The organism is Bartonella florencae (assembly GCF_000312525.1).
Classification (GTDB): domain Bacteria; phylum Pseudomonadota; class Alphaproteobacteria; order Rhizobiales; family Rhizobiaceae; genus Bartonella; species Bartonella florencae.
In genome coordinates this window covers 34,671-55,991 of sequence record NZ_HE997451.1, presented here as the reverse complement: position 1 = coordinate 55,991, position 21,321 = coordinate 34,671, and the positions used below count along the sequence as shown (strand labels likewise).

Here is a 21,321-nt window from a genome sequence, read left to right as displayed (position 1 = left end):
TTTTCCGTTCAATTTTCCCTCTACGGAAAACTCAGATTAGAACTTCGTAGAAATACCAAAGTTCAATTTCTGCAAACGATCACCTTCCTGCTTCTTTATTGGCCAAGCATAATCAAAACGCAAAGGACCAAATGGCGAATCCCACATCAAACTTACACCTGCAGATGAACGCCAAGCACTTTTAGTATGTGTAACCGGCGCTTCACCTTGAAAAACAGGTTGATAATTATTTCCATAAAGCGTCGCAACATCTGCAAATAAAGCACCGCGCAACCCTAATCCTTCAGGAACAACAGGGATAGGGAACTGTATTTCAGCAGTTGCATTCATATAGGTTGTCCCTCCCAAGAAATAGACTTCACCTTTATTAGAAATCTGACGCGGACCTATTCCATTGTACTTGAAACCTCGGATCATATCAGAATTTATCTTAAACATATCAAAGATACGAACACCATCTCGTCCAATTTTGTGGATATATCCCCCGCCAAAAGAAAGCAAGCCAACAAGATCCATCTGCTCAGATAAAGTCTTATACATCATCGCTTTACCAGTTGTTTTCAAGAATTTCGCACTCCCGCCAAGCCCCGCATACTCTTGAAGAACATGTGCATACCACCCTTCATGTGGATTTTTCATATCGTCAATAGTATTATAGGTAAAACCATAACTGATTGATGAGCGCTTCCAAGGACTGTGCTTTGCCGCCTGAACAATTGCACCAGAATATTTTCCATATAATTCCTTTATGTCAGCTTCTTTGTTTAAGTCATATTCTTTACCAAAATCGTATTCTTCCTGAACATAAGAATAAGCTAAATTAGCAGATAATTGATCATTAATTGGTATCGAGAATCGAAGAGAGCCACCAGTTTGTCGTACATCATATGCTTTATCAGCACGATAGGTACTACGAAAAACATCAACACCAGCAGATAAGCGATATCCCAAGAAATAAGGATCAACAAACGACAAATTATAATTCCGAGATTTTTCTTGCCCTGCACCTAATCCCAAACGAACATACTGACCACGCCCCCCAAGATTACGTTCTGTAACAGATACTTCAAGTGACATACCAGGACTTGTACCACCTGTTGTATAACCTCCAGACAAAGAAAGATCGCCGGTTGGAGCTTCAACCACATCGATAACTAAAGTAATCTGATCAGACTGATCTGTAGGAACCATGGAAATATTAACAGCTTTGAAAAAACCTAAGCTTTCTAGACGACGCTTTGCCCGCTGCACGAGGGTTTGATTGTAAGCATCCCCTTCATTTAAATCAATCTCACGACGAATAACATAATCACGTGTCTTTTCATTTCCCCGTATTTCAATACGCTGAATATAAGCACGCGGACCTTGTTCAATGTTATATAAAATCGAAATTGTATGATTTGCAAAATTACGATTGCCCCGTGGCTCAACTTTAGCAAAAGCATATCCAGAATCAGCAGCCTTATTATTGATAATCGCAACAGACTGCTCAATGTCCTCTGCACTATAAATATCACCTGAACGCGTTTTAAGAATTCCCTTTACAGATTGAATATCAATTCCATCAATATCACTTTCAATCTGAATATCACTAATTTTATAACGTACCCCCTCATCAAGAACAAAATAAATTTTGTATGTATTGCTCGCTACATCAAAAATTGCTTTAGAGGAAACAACCCGAAAATCGGCATAACCACGATTATAGTAAAAACGACGCAGAGCTTCTTCATCAACAGCTAAACGTTCTTCACTATAAACATCCCCCCCCAACAACATCGAGAAAATTCCTGAAGATTTGGTTGAAATCACATCACGCAAACGGCTGCTTCCAAAAGCATGATTCCCCTTAAAGATGATATCACCAATCTTTGTCTTTCGTCCTTCAACAACATTAAAAACCACATTTACCCGCCCTTTTCCCAGATTAATGGTTTGGACGGTAACAGCAACATTATTACGACCAACAGTTTTATAAGCTTCACGAATCGTATTAATATCCGCTGAAAGCTTTGCAGAACTGAAAGGTTCATTCGGTTTTAAAGAAATAAATCGCTTAAGATCAGGGTCTTTAAGAGATTTGTTTCCCTGAAACAACACCTGATTAACAATCTCATATTCTTTGACAAACACAACGAGTCTATCGCTAACCTGATTTATCTTTACATCATAAAATAAGCCTAATCCAAAAAGACGCTTTACCGCAGCATCAACATCGTTACTAGAAAAACTCTGTCCAGCTTTAATGCCCATATTATCTCGAACTGCCTGAGCACTTACAAATTTGTTTCCACGAACCTCAATAGAACGCACCACAGATGCCTGCACTTCCCCAACCATTGCAATCGACATAAAAGCCGTTGTAGGAGCAATCATCCCCACACTTAACACCAACACAGATGCTGCACTTAAAAACTTTGAATTTATAGTCATTGGCTTTTTTTACCTTATCTTATTCTCTAGACATGATGTCTCAAAAAGCTAACCGCCATAACAACTCTTTTTTCACAGCGAGACTTTTCACCCCTTAATTACTGATTATAGCAAACAATGCCACAACATTTTGCGGACATGGTAAACGACATTCAATTTAATTTTTCTATTATTACCCAATTTATAAAATATTTTCCATAATTTAATTAGCCAAACCAACAAAAATAATCATTAATGAACGCAAAAATCATAAATAAAAGGACAATTAAAAAACCTACGCGAAAAATAATTTCTCGAATTTTAGCAGATATTGGTCTTCTCGTTACGATCTCAATAGTATGAAACAATAAATGACCACCATCAAGTGGCAGCAAAGGAAAAAGGTTAATCACTCCAATCCCTATAGAAAGAAAAGCCGCAAAATTCAATAAAGAGATAAAACCTGTTTCACTCACTTTCCAAGCAATTTTAACGGTCTTAGAAGGGCCACTTAGCCGACAATGATCTTCTTTTCCTCCTATTAAACGACCAATAAAAAAAACTGTTTGGGTAGCAATAAATGTGGTGCGTTTTGATGCTTCTCCTATAGCCCTGATAAAATCGTAGCGGATATGTTTTACATAAGCTGGATCTAAACGCGCCCGATTGTTTGGATCCACAGGAGCACCTACACCAATCATAGCGCTTTGAATCCGATTGCCAAACCCATCATCTCGCTCAACCACCTTTGGTGTAATCACCTTGGTAAATATCTGCCCCATACGTTCTATTTTAAATTCTATAGGATCTTTACCGTGAAAAGTTACATAATTCATCAAATCGTCAAAACTTCCAATCCGTCGACCATCCATTTCAATAAAACGATCACCTAATACCAAACCTGCCTGAAAAGCGGGTGAGTCTTTTACTAAAGAACCAACAACCGGTTCAATGGCTACACGACCATACATAAAGAAAAAAAATGTTAAAATAATAACAGTAAAAAGAATATTGAATAAAGGACCTGCAAACACCGTTACTGCTTTTTTCCAAGTATGCGCACAAACAAATGAACCCTCAATATCTCGAGAAGAGTGGAATGATGATACATCTTCTCCATCCCCAATAAATTTTACATAACCTCCTAAAGGAATAAGTGATAAACGCCACTGTGTACCCTGCTTATCTCTATACTCTACGACTTTGGGTCCAAATCCAAGTGAAAAAACAGCTGCCTTAATACCGCACCAACGCCCAATAAGATAATGCCCCATTTCATGCACAAAAATAATAATCATAATGACAAAAAAAATACTCAAACTTCTTAAAAGTAAGCCACCCACTGTAATCATATGATCCATAAGTTCCAAAATATTTTCTCCCAATTAAACCATACAAAAGAGATTAAAAGGTGCATTCATATCAGACACAGATGAGCCAATTAAATAAAGGAGGAAAGCAGCACCTACCAATCCATCCATACGGTCCATAAAGCCGCCATGTCCAGGCAATAAAAAACCGGAATCTTTAACAGAAAAATGTCTTTTAAGCCATGATTGCCCCAAATCACTCAATTGCGAAAAAATTGATAAAATAAGAACAAGGAATAGTATAAAAAAATTTGTTAAATTTATATCAAAAAACCCAACAGCGACCAATATACCACCAGTAACTCCGACAAGCGTACCACCAATGGCTCCTGCCCATGTCTTATTAGGAGAAAATTGTGGTGCTAATTTAGGTCCACCAAATGTACGTCCACTAAAATATCCAGCAATATCTGTTCCCCACACTATCGAAAATAAGAAGATAATAACTTGGAACCCTAACGTTTCATGTCCGCGTAAAAAGCATAAAGCCACAACTGGAAAAGATGCATACAAAAAGCCAAAGAAAATCCATCCACTCTTCTCAATGGGCCCAATAGCCAATACCGCTGCTAAAACGATAACAACACAAAAAATCAATAAAGCCGATACACTCGAAAGCAACAAAGAGCCAAAAATCAAATAAAAAATACTCGCTAATATTTTTTGTGAAACACGCCACTTTTCTTTAGTGATACTAATCCATTCATAAAGAATAAAACCACCAATGCTCCATACAAACAAAAAAAGGGAGTTCCTCCAAGCCATGTTAAATATAAAGCGATAATACCAAAAACAAAAGCTGTTAGAATACGATAAGAAAGATTAGACAAAATAACATCCAAACAATAAAAATAAACAATACACACTCACAAATCGACGCAAGCAAAGCATTTTACTATGCAGTATTTTTATATTCACTTTTTTCAAAACCTTTGTAATTTATCATAAATTATTCAATATACCAAGAGAGTGCTCATCAGACCAATAATCAATGAAAATAGCCTAAAAATCTACAGATCAAGACTCATTCTAAAGTATGTTTTAAAACATTACTATCAACCTTAAAAATGAGAAATCTCACTTTATTATTACCAATGTGAATGATGAAATGTAAGCTGAGCTTTGCTTCGTGTAAAAGCACTTTTCTATAACAACCCCCGCTCTCTGAAAATAAATTGCCTAAAAAAATGATCGTTTGATCTACTATACGACATCTTTCACAATGAAAAGTAATAGGAAAATAAGTCACTTTCCTTTGTGTCAGGTTTTCTCAAAAACCTTCCATTCAATATTTGCGAATCTTCAATAATGAAATATGTTCACTATACTACTCAACAACAACTTCTTATTGTCCTATTCAATAATTTTTTCCAACAAAAAACCTCACCCGCAATGCAGATGAGGAAATCAAAATATCCACTACATCAAATCAATTTTATTTTTTAGTATGGAATTGCGACAAAAAAACCTTGATCACTCCCGATCTATCACTCTTTAATAGCATATAAATCTCTTTCACCTCATCCACAAAAAGATGTTACACGCCACAAGTAGATATTTTTTAACAGCCAAATTATCTTAAACATGCATAATTTCGGATTCTTTTACAGCTAAAATTTTATCAATATCAGCAATCGTCTCATCTGTGAGTTTTTGAACTTTCTCAGACAAGCCATGCGCTTCATCTTGTCCAATCTCACCTTCTTTTTCTAATTTTTTCAAATTATCCATACCATCTCGGCGAACATGACGGGTAGCAATACGTGCTTGCTCTGCATATTGATGTGCAATTTTTACAAGTTCTTTACGCCGTTCTTCATTTAACTCAGGTAAGGGAATACGTAAATTTACACCATCAGTGATAGGATTTAAGCCAAGACCAGAATCACGAATAGCACGCTCTACAGCTCCTACCATCGTTTTATCCCACACCGTAACTGAAAGCATCCGTGATTCTGGGACAGAAATATTTGCAACCTGATTTATATGTACAACGGATCCGTAAGCTTCAACTGTTAATGGCTCTAATAAACTGGCAGAAGCCCTTCCCGTTCGCAAACCACCTAACTCATGTTTAAAAGCGGAAATGGCGCCATCCATGCGACGTTTCAGATCATCCATAATCGATGCAACATTCATATCTCTGTCTCCTTCAATCATACCTTGAAGCTTATCCTTATTCCGATACTATTGTAAACCGTCCTGTTCCATTTAATACCTTAGCTAGACCACCTTTTTCATGAATAGAGTATACAATAATTGGTACATTGTTCTCACGTGCTAAAGTAACCGCCGTTGTATCCATAACAGATAACCCCCATTGCAAAATCTCAACATGCGTCAATTGGTCAAAACGCTTTGCCATAGGATCTATTTTAGGATCTGCAGAATAAATACCATCCACTTGTGTTCCTTTCAAAAGGACATCTGCACCAATTTCTGCAGCACGTAAAGTCGCGGCAGAATCAGTAGTAAAAAATGGATTTCCCGTACCGCCAGCAAAAATAACAACCTTTCCTTGATTCATATAACTTATCGCTTTACGCTGAGAAAAACTCTCACAAATTTGCGGCATAGCAATCGCAGACAAGACAACTGTTTCAATCCCTAATTTTGTCAACGATGTTCGCAATGCTAAAGAATTAATAGCAGTTGCAAGCATTCCCATATGATCACCTGTTACACGATCCCCACCATGCGAAGCAACAGCAACCCCACGAAAAATATTTCCACCACCGATAACGATCGCGACTTCCACGCCCATTGTCCGCACTTCAGAAATATCAGCAGCAATACGATCTGCAACAGAAACATCAATTCCAAAGCTTTGCTCTCCCATAAGGGCTTCACCAGAAACCTTTAAAAGAATACGCTTATATTTTGGCACCAATGTCATTGACAATCTCCCCAAAAGCACATTTATTTTTTGCTTTTTACTCACACTAAGGGCACCACTCTATCAAGTGACGCCCTCTTCATAATCATTCTATCTTTATAGCAATGATTGTACCATCAATGCTATGATTTCAGACTTCTCATAATAACTTACAAAAAGTTATCCTTTTGCAGCCGCAGCAACTTCGGCAGCAAAATCAGTCTCTTCTTTTTCCACACCTTCCCCTAGTGCAAAACGAACAAAGCCTGTTATTTTTGCTGGGGCACCAATCGATTTTTCAGCATCCTTTAAAGCTGCTTCAACAGTCATATCAGGATTCATAACAAAAGCCTGTGAAAGTAAAACAACCTCTTCAAAAAACTTACGCATACGCCCTTCCACCATTTTTTCAATGATATTTTCAGGCTTTCCAGATTGACGTGCCTGCTCTGAAAAAATCGCTTTTTCACGCTCAATGGCACTCGCATCAACATTTTCTGCTGTTAGTGCCAGTGGATTAGTTGCCGCAATATGCATTGCGACCTGCCGACCAAAAGCAGCTGCTGCATCCTTATTTCCTGTGGTCTCAACAGCAACCAAAACACCAAGTTTGCCAAGACCATCAGCCACACTATTGTGTATATAAGTAGCAACGACACCATTCTCAACAGAGAGCTTAGCAGAACGTCGAAATGTCATATTTTCGCCAATAGTACCAATCGCATCTTTAATTGTCGTCTCTACAGTCTTCTCAGAACCAGGATAAAGAGAGGCAGAAACAGCGTCAACTCCTCCCTGCGTATCCAAAGCAGCTGTTGCAACATTGCGCACGATGTCTTGAAATACGTCGTTGCGCGCTACAAAATCTGTTTCAGAATTAATTTCAACCAAAACCGCACTTGAATCTTTTGATACAATTCCGATTAACCCTTCAGCCGCTGTACGACCAGCTTTTTTATCTGCTTTTGCTATCCCTTTTTTACGAAGCCAATCAACAGCAGCCTCCATGTCACCATTGGTCTCTGCCAGCGCCGCCTTACAGTCCATCATACCAGCGCCTGACAATTCTCGAAGTTCTTTTACTTGTGCAGCAGTAATGCTCATATTTGCCTCTTTACTCTGTAACGAGGAAAGCATGCTAAAAGAAAATTCTCCGCACGCTTACAACCTCTTCTTTAGAAAATAAACACCCTAACAGTGCATCTTAATAACTACTCGGAAACTGGAGCTGTATTTTCCAAAACAGTTTCCATAGGCGCATCAGCTTGAGCTCCTAAATCGACACCCATTGCACCTTGTTGGCGAGCAATACCATCAAGAGCCGCACGAGCAAAAAGATCACAATAAAGAGAAATTGCACGGGATGCATCGTCATTCCCTGGAATGGGGTGTGTAATATTATCAGGATCGCAGTTGGTATCAATAATAGCAATAACTGGAATGCCTAAACGTTTTGCTTCCTGAATAGCAATATTCTCTTTATTTGTATCGATAACAAATATAAGATCTGGAACAGATCCCATATCCTTAATACCACCAAGTGCACGATTAAGCTTCTCACGATCACGTTCAAGATTTAAACGTTCTTTTTTGGTAAAGCCCTGTGCTTCAGCAGCAAGAATTTTGTCTAGTTTACGCAAACGATGTATCGAATTAGAAATTGTTTTCCAGTTCGTGAGCATGCCGCCAAGCCAACGCGCATTAACATAATATTGTGCTGAACGATTCGCTGCATCAGCGATAATATCAGATGCTTGCCGCTTAGTGCCAACAAAGAGAATACGACCACCACGTGCAACTGTATCTGAAACAAGTTTAAGTGCTTGGTGTAAAAGAGGAACTGTCTGGGCAAGGTCAATAATATGAATATTATTACGCTGACCGTAAATATAGGGAGTCATTTTGGGATTCCAGCGATGCGTTTGGTGACCAAAATGGACACCTGCTTCTAAAAGCTGGTGCATAGTAAAATCTGGTAGTGCCATAATATATCCTTTCCGGTTTAACCTCCGCGGAAAAAGTAGGAAATCCTACTACCGGGGGACGTTTGCTAGATTTTTCTCGCAAACACCCAAACTCCGCGTGTGGAATAGTGTCAACATACTAATATTTGATTCTTTTTCAAGTTATTTTCCAAAATTCTTTAATGTTTACACTGATCAAGATTTTTCGTAGCCTCGAGGAATTCAAGACTGTTCAATTTGGCACGCACTGCAAAAGTTCCATAATCCACATGAAGATCCCTCATAACGCCATTCTCGTATAAAAGAAAACTTGTACGATAGACAGGCAAACCATCTTTTTTTTCTACATCATCAAAATAAGAAATTGTAATCGGCCAAGATTCTTCTTCCTCCATTTTCCCCATCTTTTTTGTTTCAATATCAGAGTGTAGGAATGTTTTTTCCCCAATAACTATACTTTCTCTAATAACTTTATCCGCCTTATCTGTTCCATCAAAGACATTAACATTGTAAAAATGATGCCCTGCTTTCGCATTGCGGATAATATTCTTTAGCTGCATAATTGGAAACTCAGCCATTGCAAGTTTGTATTCTTTTGCTTTTGGCTTTGTTAGTTTTACGATAAGCTCATCTTGAATACGCTCAGCTACACCTTCTACACGGTGTACAATTTCCTGTCCGATTTGATCTGTAACATTAAAATGAAATGTACGACTATCACCCGTTTCATAACTTACCGTTTGTTGATCAGTCAAACGCACTGGCATATCATCCATATGAAGACGGCGAATGAAGCGAAAACGTGTGGTATAGCCCCGACATGCTGAACCCGTCAGCTCATAAACCATGCGCCCTGTCATTCCCGAAATTGTCATTTCATGGGAAACACTATCAAGCTGAAAATCATAAATTGCTCGGTGAGGTGCAATAAAAATAGACTCTTCAGCTTTCACAGTACATGAAAAAACAACATATAAAAATATTATAAATAACGACCTGAGCATTCCTAATTTCCAATTCTTATCCCCGCTCCATAACACCATACACGAAGGCAAAAAAGGCTCATCTCTCAATTAACCACACATTTCCTTAAATCAAAAAATAGTTTATGCAATGAATATGTTCATTAGAAAGCTACGGAATTTAAATTATGACAGATACAATTGAAATTCATCTTCAAAAACTGGGAATCGCTCTTCCTGAAGCAATACAACCTATTGCCAATTACGTAACCGCCCTACAAAGCGGCAACCAACTCTTTGTTTCTGGACAACTCCCCCTTGTAAATGGAAAGCCCATAGCAACTGGCAAAGTTGGCGCAACAGTTAATGCCGAACAAGCAAAAAAAGCAGCTGAAGTCTGTGCACTCAATATTCTCGCACAAATTAAGGCAACTCTCGGTGATTTAAAGAGAATAAAACGTGTGGTAAAAATCACTGCTTTTGTCGCTGTGGATCCTCATTTTACTGATATTCCTCTTATTGCAAATGGAGCTTCTGATTTATTCGTCAATATTCTTGGTGAATCTGGAAAACATGCTCGTTCTGCCATTGGTGTTACCTCTCTTCCTATGAACGTTCCAGTAGAAGTTGAAGCTATCATAGAGATTTAAAGCTTCATCAATGGTCACGCATCTATATAAAGTGATAACTCAATGCGAAATCTTTTCTTTATTTACACCCTAGCAACTTTCACATTCTTCGATCTCGAATTAAAATTTATAAATTAAATAAATAATAAGGAAATATTGATATGAAAAAAGCTTATGACGACAATAACGTTTTTGCTAAATTGATTCGTAATGAGATCCCTTCCGTTCGTGTCTATGAAGATGATGATGTCATTGCATTCATGGATATTATGCCACAAGCACCAGGTCACACGCTGGTCATTCCCCGGAAAGGCTCTAGAAACTTATTAGATGCAGATACTGATACATTGTTTCCAGTTATTAAAGCTGTGCAAAAAATTGCCAGTGCTGTCAAAAAGGCCTTTCTCGCGGATGGTATAACAATCATGCAACTTAATGAAGCAGCTAGTCAACAAACCGTTTATCATCTCCATTTCCATATCATTCCACGTATGGAAGGAATAGAACTTATTCCCCATAATAATGTTATCACGCCTACAGAAATACTTGAAGAACACGCAAAAAAAATCCGCGCTGCTCTTTAAAGCTTTTTTAAGTTGTTGAGCTTCTTTTCTTCATACGTTTTTTGGTAAAATGCGTTGTTTTGCTATTTTTTGAAGACAAAGATACATCAGAAGATGAGATTTGTAATTGCAACCCCTCTTTTTCTCCAATTAATTTCTGTGTCGACACGTGAACTATGCCACCACTGCGCAACTTTCCAAATAGAATTTCGTCAGCTAATGGCTTCTTAATATGTTCTTGTATAACACGACTTAATGGACGTGCCCCCATCTGGGGATCATATCCTTTGTGAGCAAGCCAAGCCATTGCGGAAGAAGTTAATTCAAAACAAACGCCTCGATCAGCTAATTGTGCTTCAAGCTGAAAAATAAATTTTTGTACGATCTGATTGATAATAAACCGAGATAAAGCTGCAAACGGAATGATTGCATCCAACCTGTTACGAAACTCCGGCGTAAAGAGTCGATTAATTGCTTCAATATCATCACCATCGCGATACACTTTGCCAAATCCGATAGCTGCTTTTGTCATCTCTGAAGCACCAGCATTCGTTGTCATAATTAAGATAATATTGCTAAAATCAATTTTTTTACCATTATGATCTGTTAATTTCCCATAATCCATTACCTGCAATAAAATATTAAATAATTCTGGATGCGCTTTTTCAATTTCATCCAGTAAGAGAACTGCATGAGGATTCTGATCAACTGCATCTGTAAGAAGACCTCCTTGATCAAATCCTATGTAACCTGGAGGTGCACCAATTAAGCGTGCCACTGTATGGCGTTCCATATATTCTGACATATCAAAACGTAACAGCTCAACGCTTAAAGAAGATGCAAGTTGTTTTGCAACTTCAGTTTTTCCTACCCCTGTTGGTCCTGAAAATAAATAACTTCCTATTGGTTTGTTTGGTTCTCGCAATCCTGCTCGGGCTAATTTAATGGATGACACTAATGCGGAAATTGCCTGATCTTGTCCATAAACAGCCTGCTTAATTTCTTTTTCTAATTTTCTAAGCATCTTCTGATCATCACCAGAAACTGTTTTTTGTGGAATCCTTGCCATAGTAGCAACAGTCGTTTCAATTTCTTTAACGCCTATAGTCTTTTTTCGTTGTTTTTTTGGCAAAAGCTTTTGTGCAGCTCCACTTTCATCAACAACATCAATTGCTTTATCAGGTAATCGCCGATCAATCATATAACGTGAAGACAGTTCTACGGATGCCTTCATCGCCTGATCTGTATATTTAATCTGATGAAAATCTTCAAAATAAGGCTTCAACCCTTGCAAAATCTTAATTGCATCAGCGATAGAAGGTTCATGAACATCAATTTTCTGAAAACGGCGCTCTAGAGCACGATCTTGTTCAAAAATTTTGCGATATTCTCTGTAAGTCGTTGAACCAATACACCGAATGGTTCCAGAAGATAATGCAGGTTTTAAAAGGTTTGCCGCATCCATATTCCCTCCCAATGTCGCCCCTGCTCCAATTAAGGTATGAATCTCATCAATAAATAAAATAGCATCTGGATATTGCTCAAGTTCTTTAATAATTTGCTTTAAGCGTTCTTCAAAATCGCCACGATAGCGCGTACCAGCAACAAGTCCTCCCATATCAAGAGAAAATATCGTTGCATTTGTTAAAACTTCAGGAACTTGTCCATCAACAATGCCTTTTGCTAACCCCTCAATGATAGCGGTTTTTCCAACTCCAGGATCACCAACCAAAAGCGGATTGTTTTTTGATCTTCGACATAAAATCTGAATCATGCGTGAAATTTCTACTTCACGACCAATTAATAAATCAATTTTTCCATTACTTGCTTTACAATTAAGATCAACACAATAATTTTTCAGTGCACTCGTTATCTTTTCATCACTGTCTGAAATCTGCTGATCTAATTGCTCTTCAAGCCCCTCAAGCAACATGGATAATCCCTCATCCCGCGTGATACCATGTGAAATAAAACGCACAGCATCATAGCGTGTCATCCCCATCTCTTGAAGAAAATATGCCGCATGACTTTCACGTTCAGAAAAAATGGCAACGAGAACATTTGCTCCCGACACTTCATCTTTTCCAGCGGATTGCGCATGAATCACTGCACGTTGGATAACACGCTGAAAAAATGTTGTTGGTTTTGTATCCTCATTCGCTCTAATCTGCACATCCAATTCTGACTGGATATAGTTGGTTAAGCGTTCTCGCAATTCTTCCACATCTACCCGACAAGCCTGAATAACTGAATTTGCATCGGCATCATCAAGCAGAGCGAGCAGAAGATGTTCTAATGTCGCATATTCGTGCCGCGCTTGCGTAGCAATTGTTAATGCGCGGTGTAAAACCTCTTCAAGACTAGGTGTAAAAGATGGCATAATCCCTCACTTCCATTCCATTACACATTGTAATGGATGTTCATTTTGACGCGCGCACTCCCTAACTTGTATTATTTTCATTTCAGCAACTTCATAAGTATAAATCCCGCATTCGCCTACCCCATTGTGATGAACATTTAGCATAATACGCGTTGCTTCTTCGAAATTTTTATTAAAAAAGTTTTTCAAAATAAAAATGACAAAATCCATAGGAGTATAATCATCATTAAGTAAAAAAACACGATATAATTTAGGCTTTTGGAGTTTTATTCTCATCTTTGGCATTAAAATAGCATCATGCCTATATTCATCCCAATTTTTGCCCTTTTTATTTCGTATAAGGTAGAATATGGAATTTGTTATTAGCTCCTGTAACATCATTATTTCCTATGGAATATATTTAAATTTTAATTTTTTTCATAACTATTGCAACAATTGTTTGTCTAAAGAAAAAAACTTTATCTTATGATTATGAGGTTTAAGACCCATATGGGAACTCATAAAATAATTTCTGTAAACAAATTAGTAATACCATTCGGCTAAATTGTATCAATAAGCTGCAAAAGAAAAAAACTTTACAAAATTTTCAAGATAAATGGAGAAATAGGATATCGCAGGTGTATATTAATTGCCAAAAAATTGTACGTTGCTACTCAAAACTAGCAATTGCTTTTATTATTTTAGCTCTTTCTTACTCTTGGGCATCGGCTACTCCCCAAGGAGCCTATCCTGATAAATATGCTGCAATCGTTATAGATGCCAATACAGGAAAAACTCTTTTTCAAGCCAATGCAACATTGAAGCGTTATCCTGCTTCCTTAACAAAAATGATGACCTTATACATGCTCTTTGAATCTATGCATATGCGTCGTGTAACACCAAATACACCAATTCCTATCTCATATTACGCAGCGACCCGTCCGCCAACAAAAATCGGCTTTAAAGTAGGAGAAACAATTTCTGCAGAAGCAGCAGCTAAAGCTCTCATTACAAAATCGGCAAATGATGTTGCCACTGCCATTGCAGAATATCTTGGTGGTAGTGAAAAGAGATTTGCTCGAATGATGACAGCTAAAGCTAAAAAACTTGGCATGATCCATACAAATTTTGCAAATGCTTCAGGTCTTCCAGATGTACGCAATTATTCCACAGCACGGGATATGGCGACTTTGTCATTGGCTCTGCGCAAACATTTTCCACAGCAGTATAAATTGTTCAAAACAAAAAGTTTTACTTTCCGTGGATATACAATTAACAGCCACAATAAACTCGTCAAAAGGATGAAAGGTGTCGATGGAATTAAAACAGGTTATACACAAATGTCAGGTTCTAATTTAGCATCGTCTATGCGTCTTGAAGGACGCTCTATCGTTGCTGTCGTTATGGGAGGTAAATCATCTACCGCACGTGATGAGCATATGGCCAGCTTATTGAGTCAATATTTGCCAAAAGCCAGCCAAATGAAAAATAATGGACGCTTAATAGCTTCTGTAAACCACAACTTACCCACTGGGAATAATATTCCTATCCCCCTCAGTAAAGCTGAACCAAACAATCTTGAAGATGAAGTTTCTACTCTGTTGACAGCGTTTGCAGAACAACCTCGAAATTCCAATACAGCAATAGCTGCAGTAAACCAAGCAATTATACCAATTCCTAACCCTCAGAAAAGCCGATCCGTTGAGACTAAAATTGTCACAGCCTCTCTATCCACAAACGCTGAATGGGCCATCCAAATTGGTTCACTTCCTAGTAAAGAACAAGCACAAACTCTGCTTTCAAAAGCAAGAAGTACCGCTTATTCTTCTCTAAAAAATGCATCTCCACATATGCAATTATTTGAAAAAAGCGGACATCGTTATTATCGCGCGCGGTTTTTAGGCTTTCAATCAAAAAAAGAAGCATTTAATGCTTGTTCTACATTAAAGAAAGCAAATTTTAACTGCTATACTGTAACTTACTAAAAGTTTTTAGATTATGCGTTAAGGATAGTATCATGACACACAATGCTCTTGCTTCACCCTATGAAAAAGAAAAGTTGTTGAAGCAATCATCTTACCTCTCATTACGCTCTCTTCATAACGCTATGATAAAACTTGCTGGTTTTAAATATACTCCGCCTGCATTAGACACGCAGTCTCTTGTCAATCTTCTTATTTGCCAAACAATGCGCAATCGTCGTCTTATAATGCCTCCTGTGCGTATTCATTTACGTGTTGCAAGCCAAACCGGTAATGTGCCTATTAAAATCCATCTGGGTGCAACAAATATCTGATTTTGTAAATAATTTTCGCGGCAATTATTTACTTAACAAAACTATTTGTACATTAATTACAGCCTTTTAAAATGCTTTAGAAGGCGTAGTTCTTTCCTCATATTGATGAGAATTTTACTTGTCAGTTTTTCCCAAATTTTTTCTAACTTTTCAATAAATTTACCTTAAAATAAAGAAAAATAGTAAATATTAATTTATTCTTGAATTTGATTAGAATAAGCCCCTTTTTTATGAAAAAACGTTTTTAATAACACCAAAGTCCACCAAGTGGAGTAAACATTATATAAAATTTTTCAACTATTTTCTAAACGCATGTTCTTTATAAAAATATAAAATAACTTAGAATATTCCCTTAGATGCTCCTCCACCACTTCTTAACACTACCCATGAATCATAAATGCAATCCCCCCAAAAGACTAGCACTATCACTTTATCTTCAGTGCTCATTATGTTTGTAGCAACTTATTGTATTAGATGTTTTTTTACATGTACAAAGACACATTTTCTACTGTAATTGAATAAATGCTGCTGTTTATGGACAATTGTGAAAAGATCAATTCATTAGCCCTTATGCAATACATTCTTCACAAAATTATCATTTTACACTTTGAACGAGAACCAGAAATACAGAAATATTCTCATTTCAAATCTGTTTTAAAATCGAATAATAAAAACTATTTTTTTACATCACAAGCGGAAGAACTAGATAAAAAAGCACTTAAGAAGAAACTGCATATGCTCCTTATGAAGCATCTTAATGCAACAACAGGTGACAATATAGAAAGTAAAAAACAAAAGATAGTTCTCACTTGCACCTTCATAAGCGGCAAAAAATACTTAAAAATTTACCAGATTAAATATCTGCCGCGTTCTTTAACAGGATATTGCATTGACTGCGAGTCCAGCTTTACTCGTTTCTTTATAGCGTTCACTCATATCATGTCCAGTTTGTCGCATTGTTTCTATACAGGCATCAAGAGAAACAAAATGTTCTCCATTACCATGTAAAGCAAGAGAAGAAGCTGTTACAGCCTTAACGGCTCCCATTGCATTGCGCTCAATACAAGGCACTTGTACAAGACCTGCAACAGGATCACACGTCATTCCCAAATGATGCTCAAGCGCAATCTCTGCTGCATTTTCAATTTGCGCTGGTGACCCACCTAATGCGGCTGTCAATCCTGCTGCTGCCATTGAAGATGCCGTTCCAACCTCACCTTGACACCCTACTTCTGCACCAGAAATAGAAGCATTATGCTTGATAACGCCACCAATAGCTGCTGCCGTCAACAAAAAATTATGTATTCCTTCTCGATCTGAATCGTCATAAAATTGAAGATAATAGCGCAAAACTGCAGGCACAACACCAGCAGCCCCATTTGTCGGTGCCGTAACAACACGACCACCGGCAGCATTTTCCTCATTCACTGCTATGGCATATACCGAAAGCCAATCATTTGCTAAAAGTGGAAAGTTGCGGTTTTTCTTTTGATTTTCCAAAAGTGTTTCGTGCAGCTTTTTGGCGCGTCTTGGAACATGCAATCCACCTGGCAACTCACCTTCTTGTGCTAGACCTCTCTCAATGCAATTTGTCATAGCTGAAAAAATTTCATCAAGCCCCGAATCAAGAACAGAACGCTCCATCATCACTTCTTCATTTAAGCGCTTCATTTCAGCAATTGAAAGTCCTGTTTTTTCTGCCATTGATAACATTTCACGCGCAGAATTAAAGGGATATGGCACTTCAGAAATTTCTGATTTTATATTATCATTCACATGATTTAATTGATCTTCAGTCATAACAAAACCACCACCGATAGAATAATAAATTTGCCGTAAAAGAACATTTCCATCAGCATCAAGCCCTTCAAAGGCAAGTCCATTAGTATGGCCAGGGAGAACTTTTTTTCTCTCAAAAATAAGATCATTTTGCAAATTAAATTGATAAGCAGGATGGCCTTTGGGGTGCACTTTTTTTTCATGTGCAACCTTTTCTAATAAAAATCCCATAGAATCAGGATCAACAGTTGAAGCCTTTTCTCCCAAAAGCCCTAATATAATAGCTCTATCTGTAGCATGACCAATTCCTGTAAAAGCCAAAGAACCGTAAAGATAAACACGGATACAAGCAACTTCAGCACCAAATGGTTGAGAAAGACTCCGCGCAAGAATTTCTTGCAAAAACATATTAGCAGCCGTCATCGGGCCCATTGTATGTGAACTGGAAGGACCAATACCAATTTTAAAGAGTTCAAAAACAGATAAAAACACGCATCACCTCAAAACTATATATATTCTAGGTATATGCTTTTTTATCACGCTTGTCTTATTTAAAATTAAAATGAAAGATAAGCAAAAAAATAACCGCAACAAATATAAATATAGCTCGTCTTGCTACCACCCAACACTTACTTTCTAGAGTGCTTTCCATAGCCAACCTTCAAAGATGAAAATAATCATTCTATTAACGTTTTAAACGTAGTAAAATAAATATTAACATGCAATATTAAAATTCAATAAGAGTGAAAACTTCCCACCAAAATATTTTTATGATGCCCAAAACTCTTAAAAAATTACACTCATTTACATAAAAATATTCTATGGATATCATTCAATAAAACGCACAAAATTCTCTATTGGTTCGCGTTCAGTCTCAAAATTGTTCTCTGGAGCACTCTCATCACGATAGCCAAGTGCCATACCACAAATAATATGCCGATCAGTAGGTACAGACAACAGTGTACGAATTTGTCTATGATAATCAGCAAAAGCCGCTTGGGGACATGTGTCTAATCCAAATCCACGTGCTGCTAACATAATGGTTTGCATAAATATACCTAAATCAAGCCAACTTCCTATTTCCATATCATGATCCATTGTAAACAAAAGTCCTACAGGTGCACCAAAAAATGAAAAATTTCGAGCTTTTTGGCGAAGCATTTTTTCCTGATTATCTTTTTCAATTCCAAGACTTTTATAAAGATCTAAACCATTTTTTCGGCGCCTTGAAAGATAAGGCTCACGCCATTGACGTGGATAATAATGATATTCACGCTCTCCTTTTATACCTAAAAGTGCAAGACGTGATAGCTCTTGCCCTAATTTCTGTAATGCATCTCCTGTAAGTACAATAACTTGCCATGGCTGAAGATTTGTCCCCGATGGGGCACGTGATGCAAATTTTAATATTTCTCTAATTGTTTCCTGCAAAACTGGCTGACTACTAAAAGCGCGAATTGACTTACGTGATAGAATGGATTGGAAGATATCAAGAGGAGAATTATCTATCATTGTTTTTACTTTCTCTAGGCTACCATTCTCTTTATTTTATTGCACACAACATTGCTTCAATGAATATTTTAAACGTTAGGAAGCTTTCAAATAAAAAAGAATAGGATCTTTTAATACACTTCTACAAAGCGTATTCTTTTTTGCCAACTTATTTCTCATCATTCTTTGAATGTATCTTAGCTCTGTTGAAAGAAATTATTCATAGTGCGAATAAAAAACAATAACTTTATAATTAAGGTAATCAAAGGATTCTAGCAAAAAATGCACCATAACCATCGGTTCTTTTTTAAACTCCTATGATCTTTTAAGTGCACTGTTTTCTATGAAATTGAAAATATTTTTATTCGCATATTTTGCTCAATTTTTTCTAAGCTTTAACATTCTTTTTCAAAAAGATGTGGACTTTCAACAATAAGCTTTTCTCGTGCTTTTTGTAATTGCTTAATGACTTCATCAATTTTTGATGGAGAATGAAAAGATTCTTGGCTATTTAATAAATTCTGCCTCTCCTGCCCATCATTAAAACATTGAATCTGAGACTGCACTATTCTAATCTCTTGAAAGAAAAGACGTCCAGTTTCCTTGAATGCACTGTTAAGTGAAAAAAGTTGATCGGAAATTGACAACAAAATCTGTTTTAAAAAGCGCTCATTTTCTTGGCGTTTACGATATTCTAAAATAAGAGCATGGCTTATCTCATCCAGATGTTTTTTTGTAGAATCAATTTGACGCAATAAATTTGGTTTCTCCCCCATATGACCTTCTTTCGCCTTCAAAAGCATAGCATGAATACTTAATAACTTAGCTGCGGAATGAGATAAACAATCAACTAATATAGACGTATTGGTATAGTGCTTTCCTGTAACCATCACAAACTCGCCTAATGACTGGTTTTTACATTCATTCCGCTATTCATTTTTTATTTTATACAACCATTCTAAAGAAAGTACTAAAAACAATCGAGCACTTCTCCTCTATTCTTTTCATAGTTAATGTGGAGCGAGTGGAGATAATAAGCGTACTGGTGTATAAAGAATAATATGTGTTGTTTTCTCCAATACAGTACTACTATCAGCAAGAAGTGCCTGACTAGGTGATAATTCTGTGCCTTGCATAATTGTAGAAGCCAAAGAACCTTCTCGAGAGAGTGCCATCAAAGTTGGCGAAGATGCAAAAACATTGTGTGCTCCACCATCAACATTAGAAAAGTCGAGGACAGCTATTCCATTTTTACGCAACATTTCAATATCTGCACCATCCCCCACACGATGATGACCACCTGTAAGACGCCCTGAAACAGCAAGAGCTTTATCCGCTCGAGATACCAAAATAGCGGTTGGTTGAGGCAATTTTTTAATATCTTTAAGCTGGCGTTCAAAAACATCAACATCAATATCCGGCGCTGCCATTAAGAGACTTGTAATACGACGAATAGGTTTATATTTTCCCTGTAATGCTAAAGTTCTAAACGCCTCCATGATAACGAAATTGCCCATAGAGTGTGCAATAACAGAAATCTGATCTGCATTGGTTTCACTAATAAGTGTCAAAAGCTCTATCAATCCGTCACGTGCAAAATTGGCGCTATCACGGTCATAAATATAAAGAGGAACTGATCCAGCAGAGGGCCATGAATAATGTACAGTGACAACATTTAAAGAATAATCATGCGTAAACTGAGCAGTCCGAAATGTACCATCTGCAAAATTGTTATTATAGCCATGAATAAAAAGGAAAATTTCTCTTTTTCCCTTTGGTCTTTTTGCTAAAGAAGCATTTAATTGTTGTTTAAATTGTTCTTTGTCATCGTATTTTTGTAACGCTACTGCTGCAAAATATTTATCGTGAGTAGGTTTGTAAGCATTTATTTCAACAAACCCCTTCACATGTTGTTGAGGGATTCCTACATCAACGCGGTTATAGTGTACTTTATTTGACCGTTCTGCTCCATAAGGTTGAGAATAGTTTTTTTGCATCATACGACTTGTTGCAACATATACCGGAACAATAGCTTTGGGAAGAATTTGTTTTCCTTCAACTTCTCTTTGTACTGCAACCATAGACGGCGTTGCATGCACCCCATGCCAAAGAACTGCACGCGATGTACTACATGCCGTTAACAAAGATATATAAATAAAGAACGCTAAATACTTTAAAAACGCTGCGCCTCTCACTAACACCATTCCGCCCTCTTTAAAAGATTTAAATCTACCGTAAAAAACAAAACTCCCATTGATCTGAAATCAAATCATTACGCAAAACACTAACGGATTATATACAAAGAAGAAATTCACTGCAATGCAATACAATGTACAAAATGGGCGCTGCATAAAATAATGCCCCTCAATATAAAAAACTCACCCCAGCTCTAGAGAACTTAAATGGTGCGGTCGAGAAGACTCGAACTTCCACGGGTTGCCCCACAGCGACCTCAACGCTGCGCGTCTACCAATTCCGCCACGACCGCACATGATGGTGAAGCAAAGTATTTCAGTTTCTTGGCTTTAACAAATCACAAAGCAAGGTACAAGCCTATTTTCATTTTCTCATGATTTATTTTACCCGAAATAATTTATAGCCCAACTTAAAATCATAAAAAT

Annotated in this window: 17 protein-coding genes, 1 tRNA gene and 1 pseudogene; 4 read left to right on the top strand and 15 right to left on the bottom strand. The window is 37.3% G+C overall.

Annotated elements, in window-relative coordinates:
* Window positions 1-36 precede the first annotated feature (36 nt).
* The 8 genes and pseudogenes from bamA to BN202_RS00225 all read right to left on the bottom strand — a co-directional run bounded on the left by bamA (window position 37) and on the right by BN202_RS00225 (window position 9,625).
* Window positions 37-2,433 (bottom strand): outer membrane protein assembly factor BamA, encoded by a 2,397-nt coding sequence (gene bamA / locus BN202_RS00260; RefSeq protein ID WP_019218507.1) that lies wholly within the window; start codon window positions 2,431-2,433, stop codon window positions 37-39.
* A gap of 206 nt (window positions 2,434-2,639) precedes the next feature.
* Window positions 2,640-3,773, bottom strand: a complete 1,134-nt coding sequence (locus BN202_RS00255; protein WP_019218506.1) for a M50 family metallopeptidase — start codon at window positions 3,771-3,773, stop codon at window positions 2,640-2,642.
* Between the two features lie 24 nt (window positions 3,774-3,797).
* A pseudogene (locus BN202_RS00250) lies at window positions 3,798-4,612 on the bottom strand (phosphatidate cytidylyltransferase).
* Window positions 4,613-5,360: 748 nt separating this feature from the next.
* The gene (gene frr, locus BN202_RS00245) at window positions 5,361-5,921 is read right to left on the bottom strand and encodes a ribosome recycling factor (RefSeq protein ID WP_019218504.1); all 561 of its coding nucleotides are present in this window, start codon (window positions 5,919-5,921) and stop codon (window positions 5,361-5,363) included.
* 37 nt (window positions 5,922-5,958) lie between these two features.
* A complete protein-coding gene (gene pyrH / locus BN202_RS00240; protein WP_019218503.1) occupies window positions 5,959-6,678 on the bottom strand; it encodes a UMP kinase in 720 nt (239 codons plus the stop codon).
* A gap of 159 nt (window positions 6,679-6,837) precedes the next feature.
* On the bottom strand, window positions 6,838-7,761 hold the full coding sequence (tsf, locus tag BN202_RS00235; protein ID WP_019218502.1) for a translation elongation factor Ts: 924 nt from the start codon (window positions 7,759-7,761) through the stop codon (window positions 6,838-6,840).
* 107 nt (window positions 7,762-7,868) lie between these two features.
* Window positions 7,869-8,642: a 30S ribosomal protein S2 gene (gene rpsB / locus BN202_RS00230; RefSeq protein ID WP_019218501.1), complete on the bottom strand. Its 774-nt coding sequence runs from the start codon at window positions 8,640-8,642 to the stop codon at window positions 7,869-7,871.
* A gap of 158 nt (window positions 8,643-8,800) precedes the next feature.
* Complete coding sequence (locus tag BN202_RS00225) at window positions 8,801-9,625, bottom strand: EipB family protein (protein ID WP_019218500.1); 825 nt, start codon at window positions 9,623-9,625, stop codon at window positions 8,801-8,803.
* A gap of 146 nt (window positions 9,626-9,771) precedes the next feature.
* Here BN202_RS00225 and BN202_RS00220 point away from each other — a divergent pair, with 146 nt between their 5' ends.
* A complete protein-coding gene (locus tag BN202_RS00220; RefSeq protein WP_019218499.1) occupies window positions 9,772-10,233 on the top strand; it encodes a RidA family protein in 462 nt (153 codons plus the stop codon).
* Between the two features lie 140 nt (window positions 10,234-10,373).
* On the top strand, window positions 10,374-10,796 hold the full coding sequence (locus BN202_RS00215; RefSeq protein ID WP_019218498.1) for an HIT family protein: 423 nt from the start codon (window positions 10,374-10,376) through the stop codon (window positions 10,794-10,796).
* Window positions 10,797-10,803: 7 nt separating this feature from the next.
* Here BN202_RS00215 and clpA read toward each other — a convergent pair whose 3' ends face one another.
* Entirely contained in the window at window positions 10,804-13,155 is a 2,352-nt protein-coding gene (gene clpA, locus BN202_RS00210; protein ID WP_019218497.1) for an ATP-dependent Clp protease ATP-binding subunit ClpA, read from the bottom strand.
* 6 nt (window positions 13,156-13,161) lie between these two features.
* Entirely contained in the window at window positions 13,162-13,533 is a 372-nt protein-coding gene (clpS, locus tag BN202_RS00205) for an ATP-dependent Clp protease adapter ClpS (protein WP_019218496.1), read from the bottom strand.
* Between the two features lie 239 nt (window positions 13,534-13,772).
* Between clpS and BN202_RS00200 the strand changes: the two genes are divergently transcribed.
* A complete protein-coding gene (locus BN202_RS00200; protein WP_019218495.1) occupies window positions 13,773-15,119 on the top strand; it encodes a D-alanyl-D-alanine carboxypeptidase in 1,347 nt (448 codons plus the stop codon).
* A 32-nt stretch (window positions 15,120-15,151) separates the two neighbouring features.
* The gene (locus tag BN202_RS00195) at window positions 15,152-15,430 is read left to right on the top strand and encodes a hypothetical protein (protein ID WP_019218494.1); all 279 of its coding nucleotides are present in this window, start codon (window positions 15,152-15,154) and stop codon (window positions 15,428-15,430) included.
* 873 nt (window positions 15,431-16,303) lie between these two features.
* On the opposite strand, the gene BN202_RS00190 is transcribed toward BN202_RS00195, so the two are convergent.
* The 5 genes from BN202_RS00190 to BN202_RS00170 form a co-directional block, all read right to left on the bottom strand.
* A complete protein-coding gene (locus tag BN202_RS00190; protein WP_019218493.1) occupies window positions 16,304-17,701 on the bottom strand; it encodes an L-serine ammonia-lyase in 1,398 nt (465 codons plus the stop codon).
* Window positions 17,702-18,037: 336 nt separating this feature from the next.
* The gene (locus tag BN202_RS00185; RefSeq protein ID WP_019218492.1) at window positions 18,038-18,721 is read right to left on the bottom strand and encodes a nitroreductase; all 684 of its coding nucleotides are present in this window, start codon (window positions 18,719-18,721) and stop codon (window positions 18,038-18,040) included.
* A 374-nt stretch (window positions 18,722-19,095) separates the two neighbouring features.
* Entirely contained in the window at window positions 19,096-19,590 is a 495-nt protein-coding gene (locus BN202_RS00180; RefSeq protein ID WP_019218491.1) for a hypothetical protein, read from the bottom strand.
* A gap of 120 nt (window positions 19,591-19,710) precedes the next feature.
* Window positions 19,711-20,904 (bottom strand): alpha/beta hydrolase, encoded by a 1,194-nt coding sequence (locus BN202_RS00175; protein ID WP_019218490.1) that lies wholly within the window; start codon window positions 20,902-20,904, stop codon window positions 19,711-19,713.
* Between the two features lie 199 nt (window positions 20,905-21,103).
* Window positions 21,104-21,188, bottom strand: a tRNA-Leu gene (locus BN202_RS00170).
* Window positions 21,189-21,321: the final 133 nt, after the last annotated feature.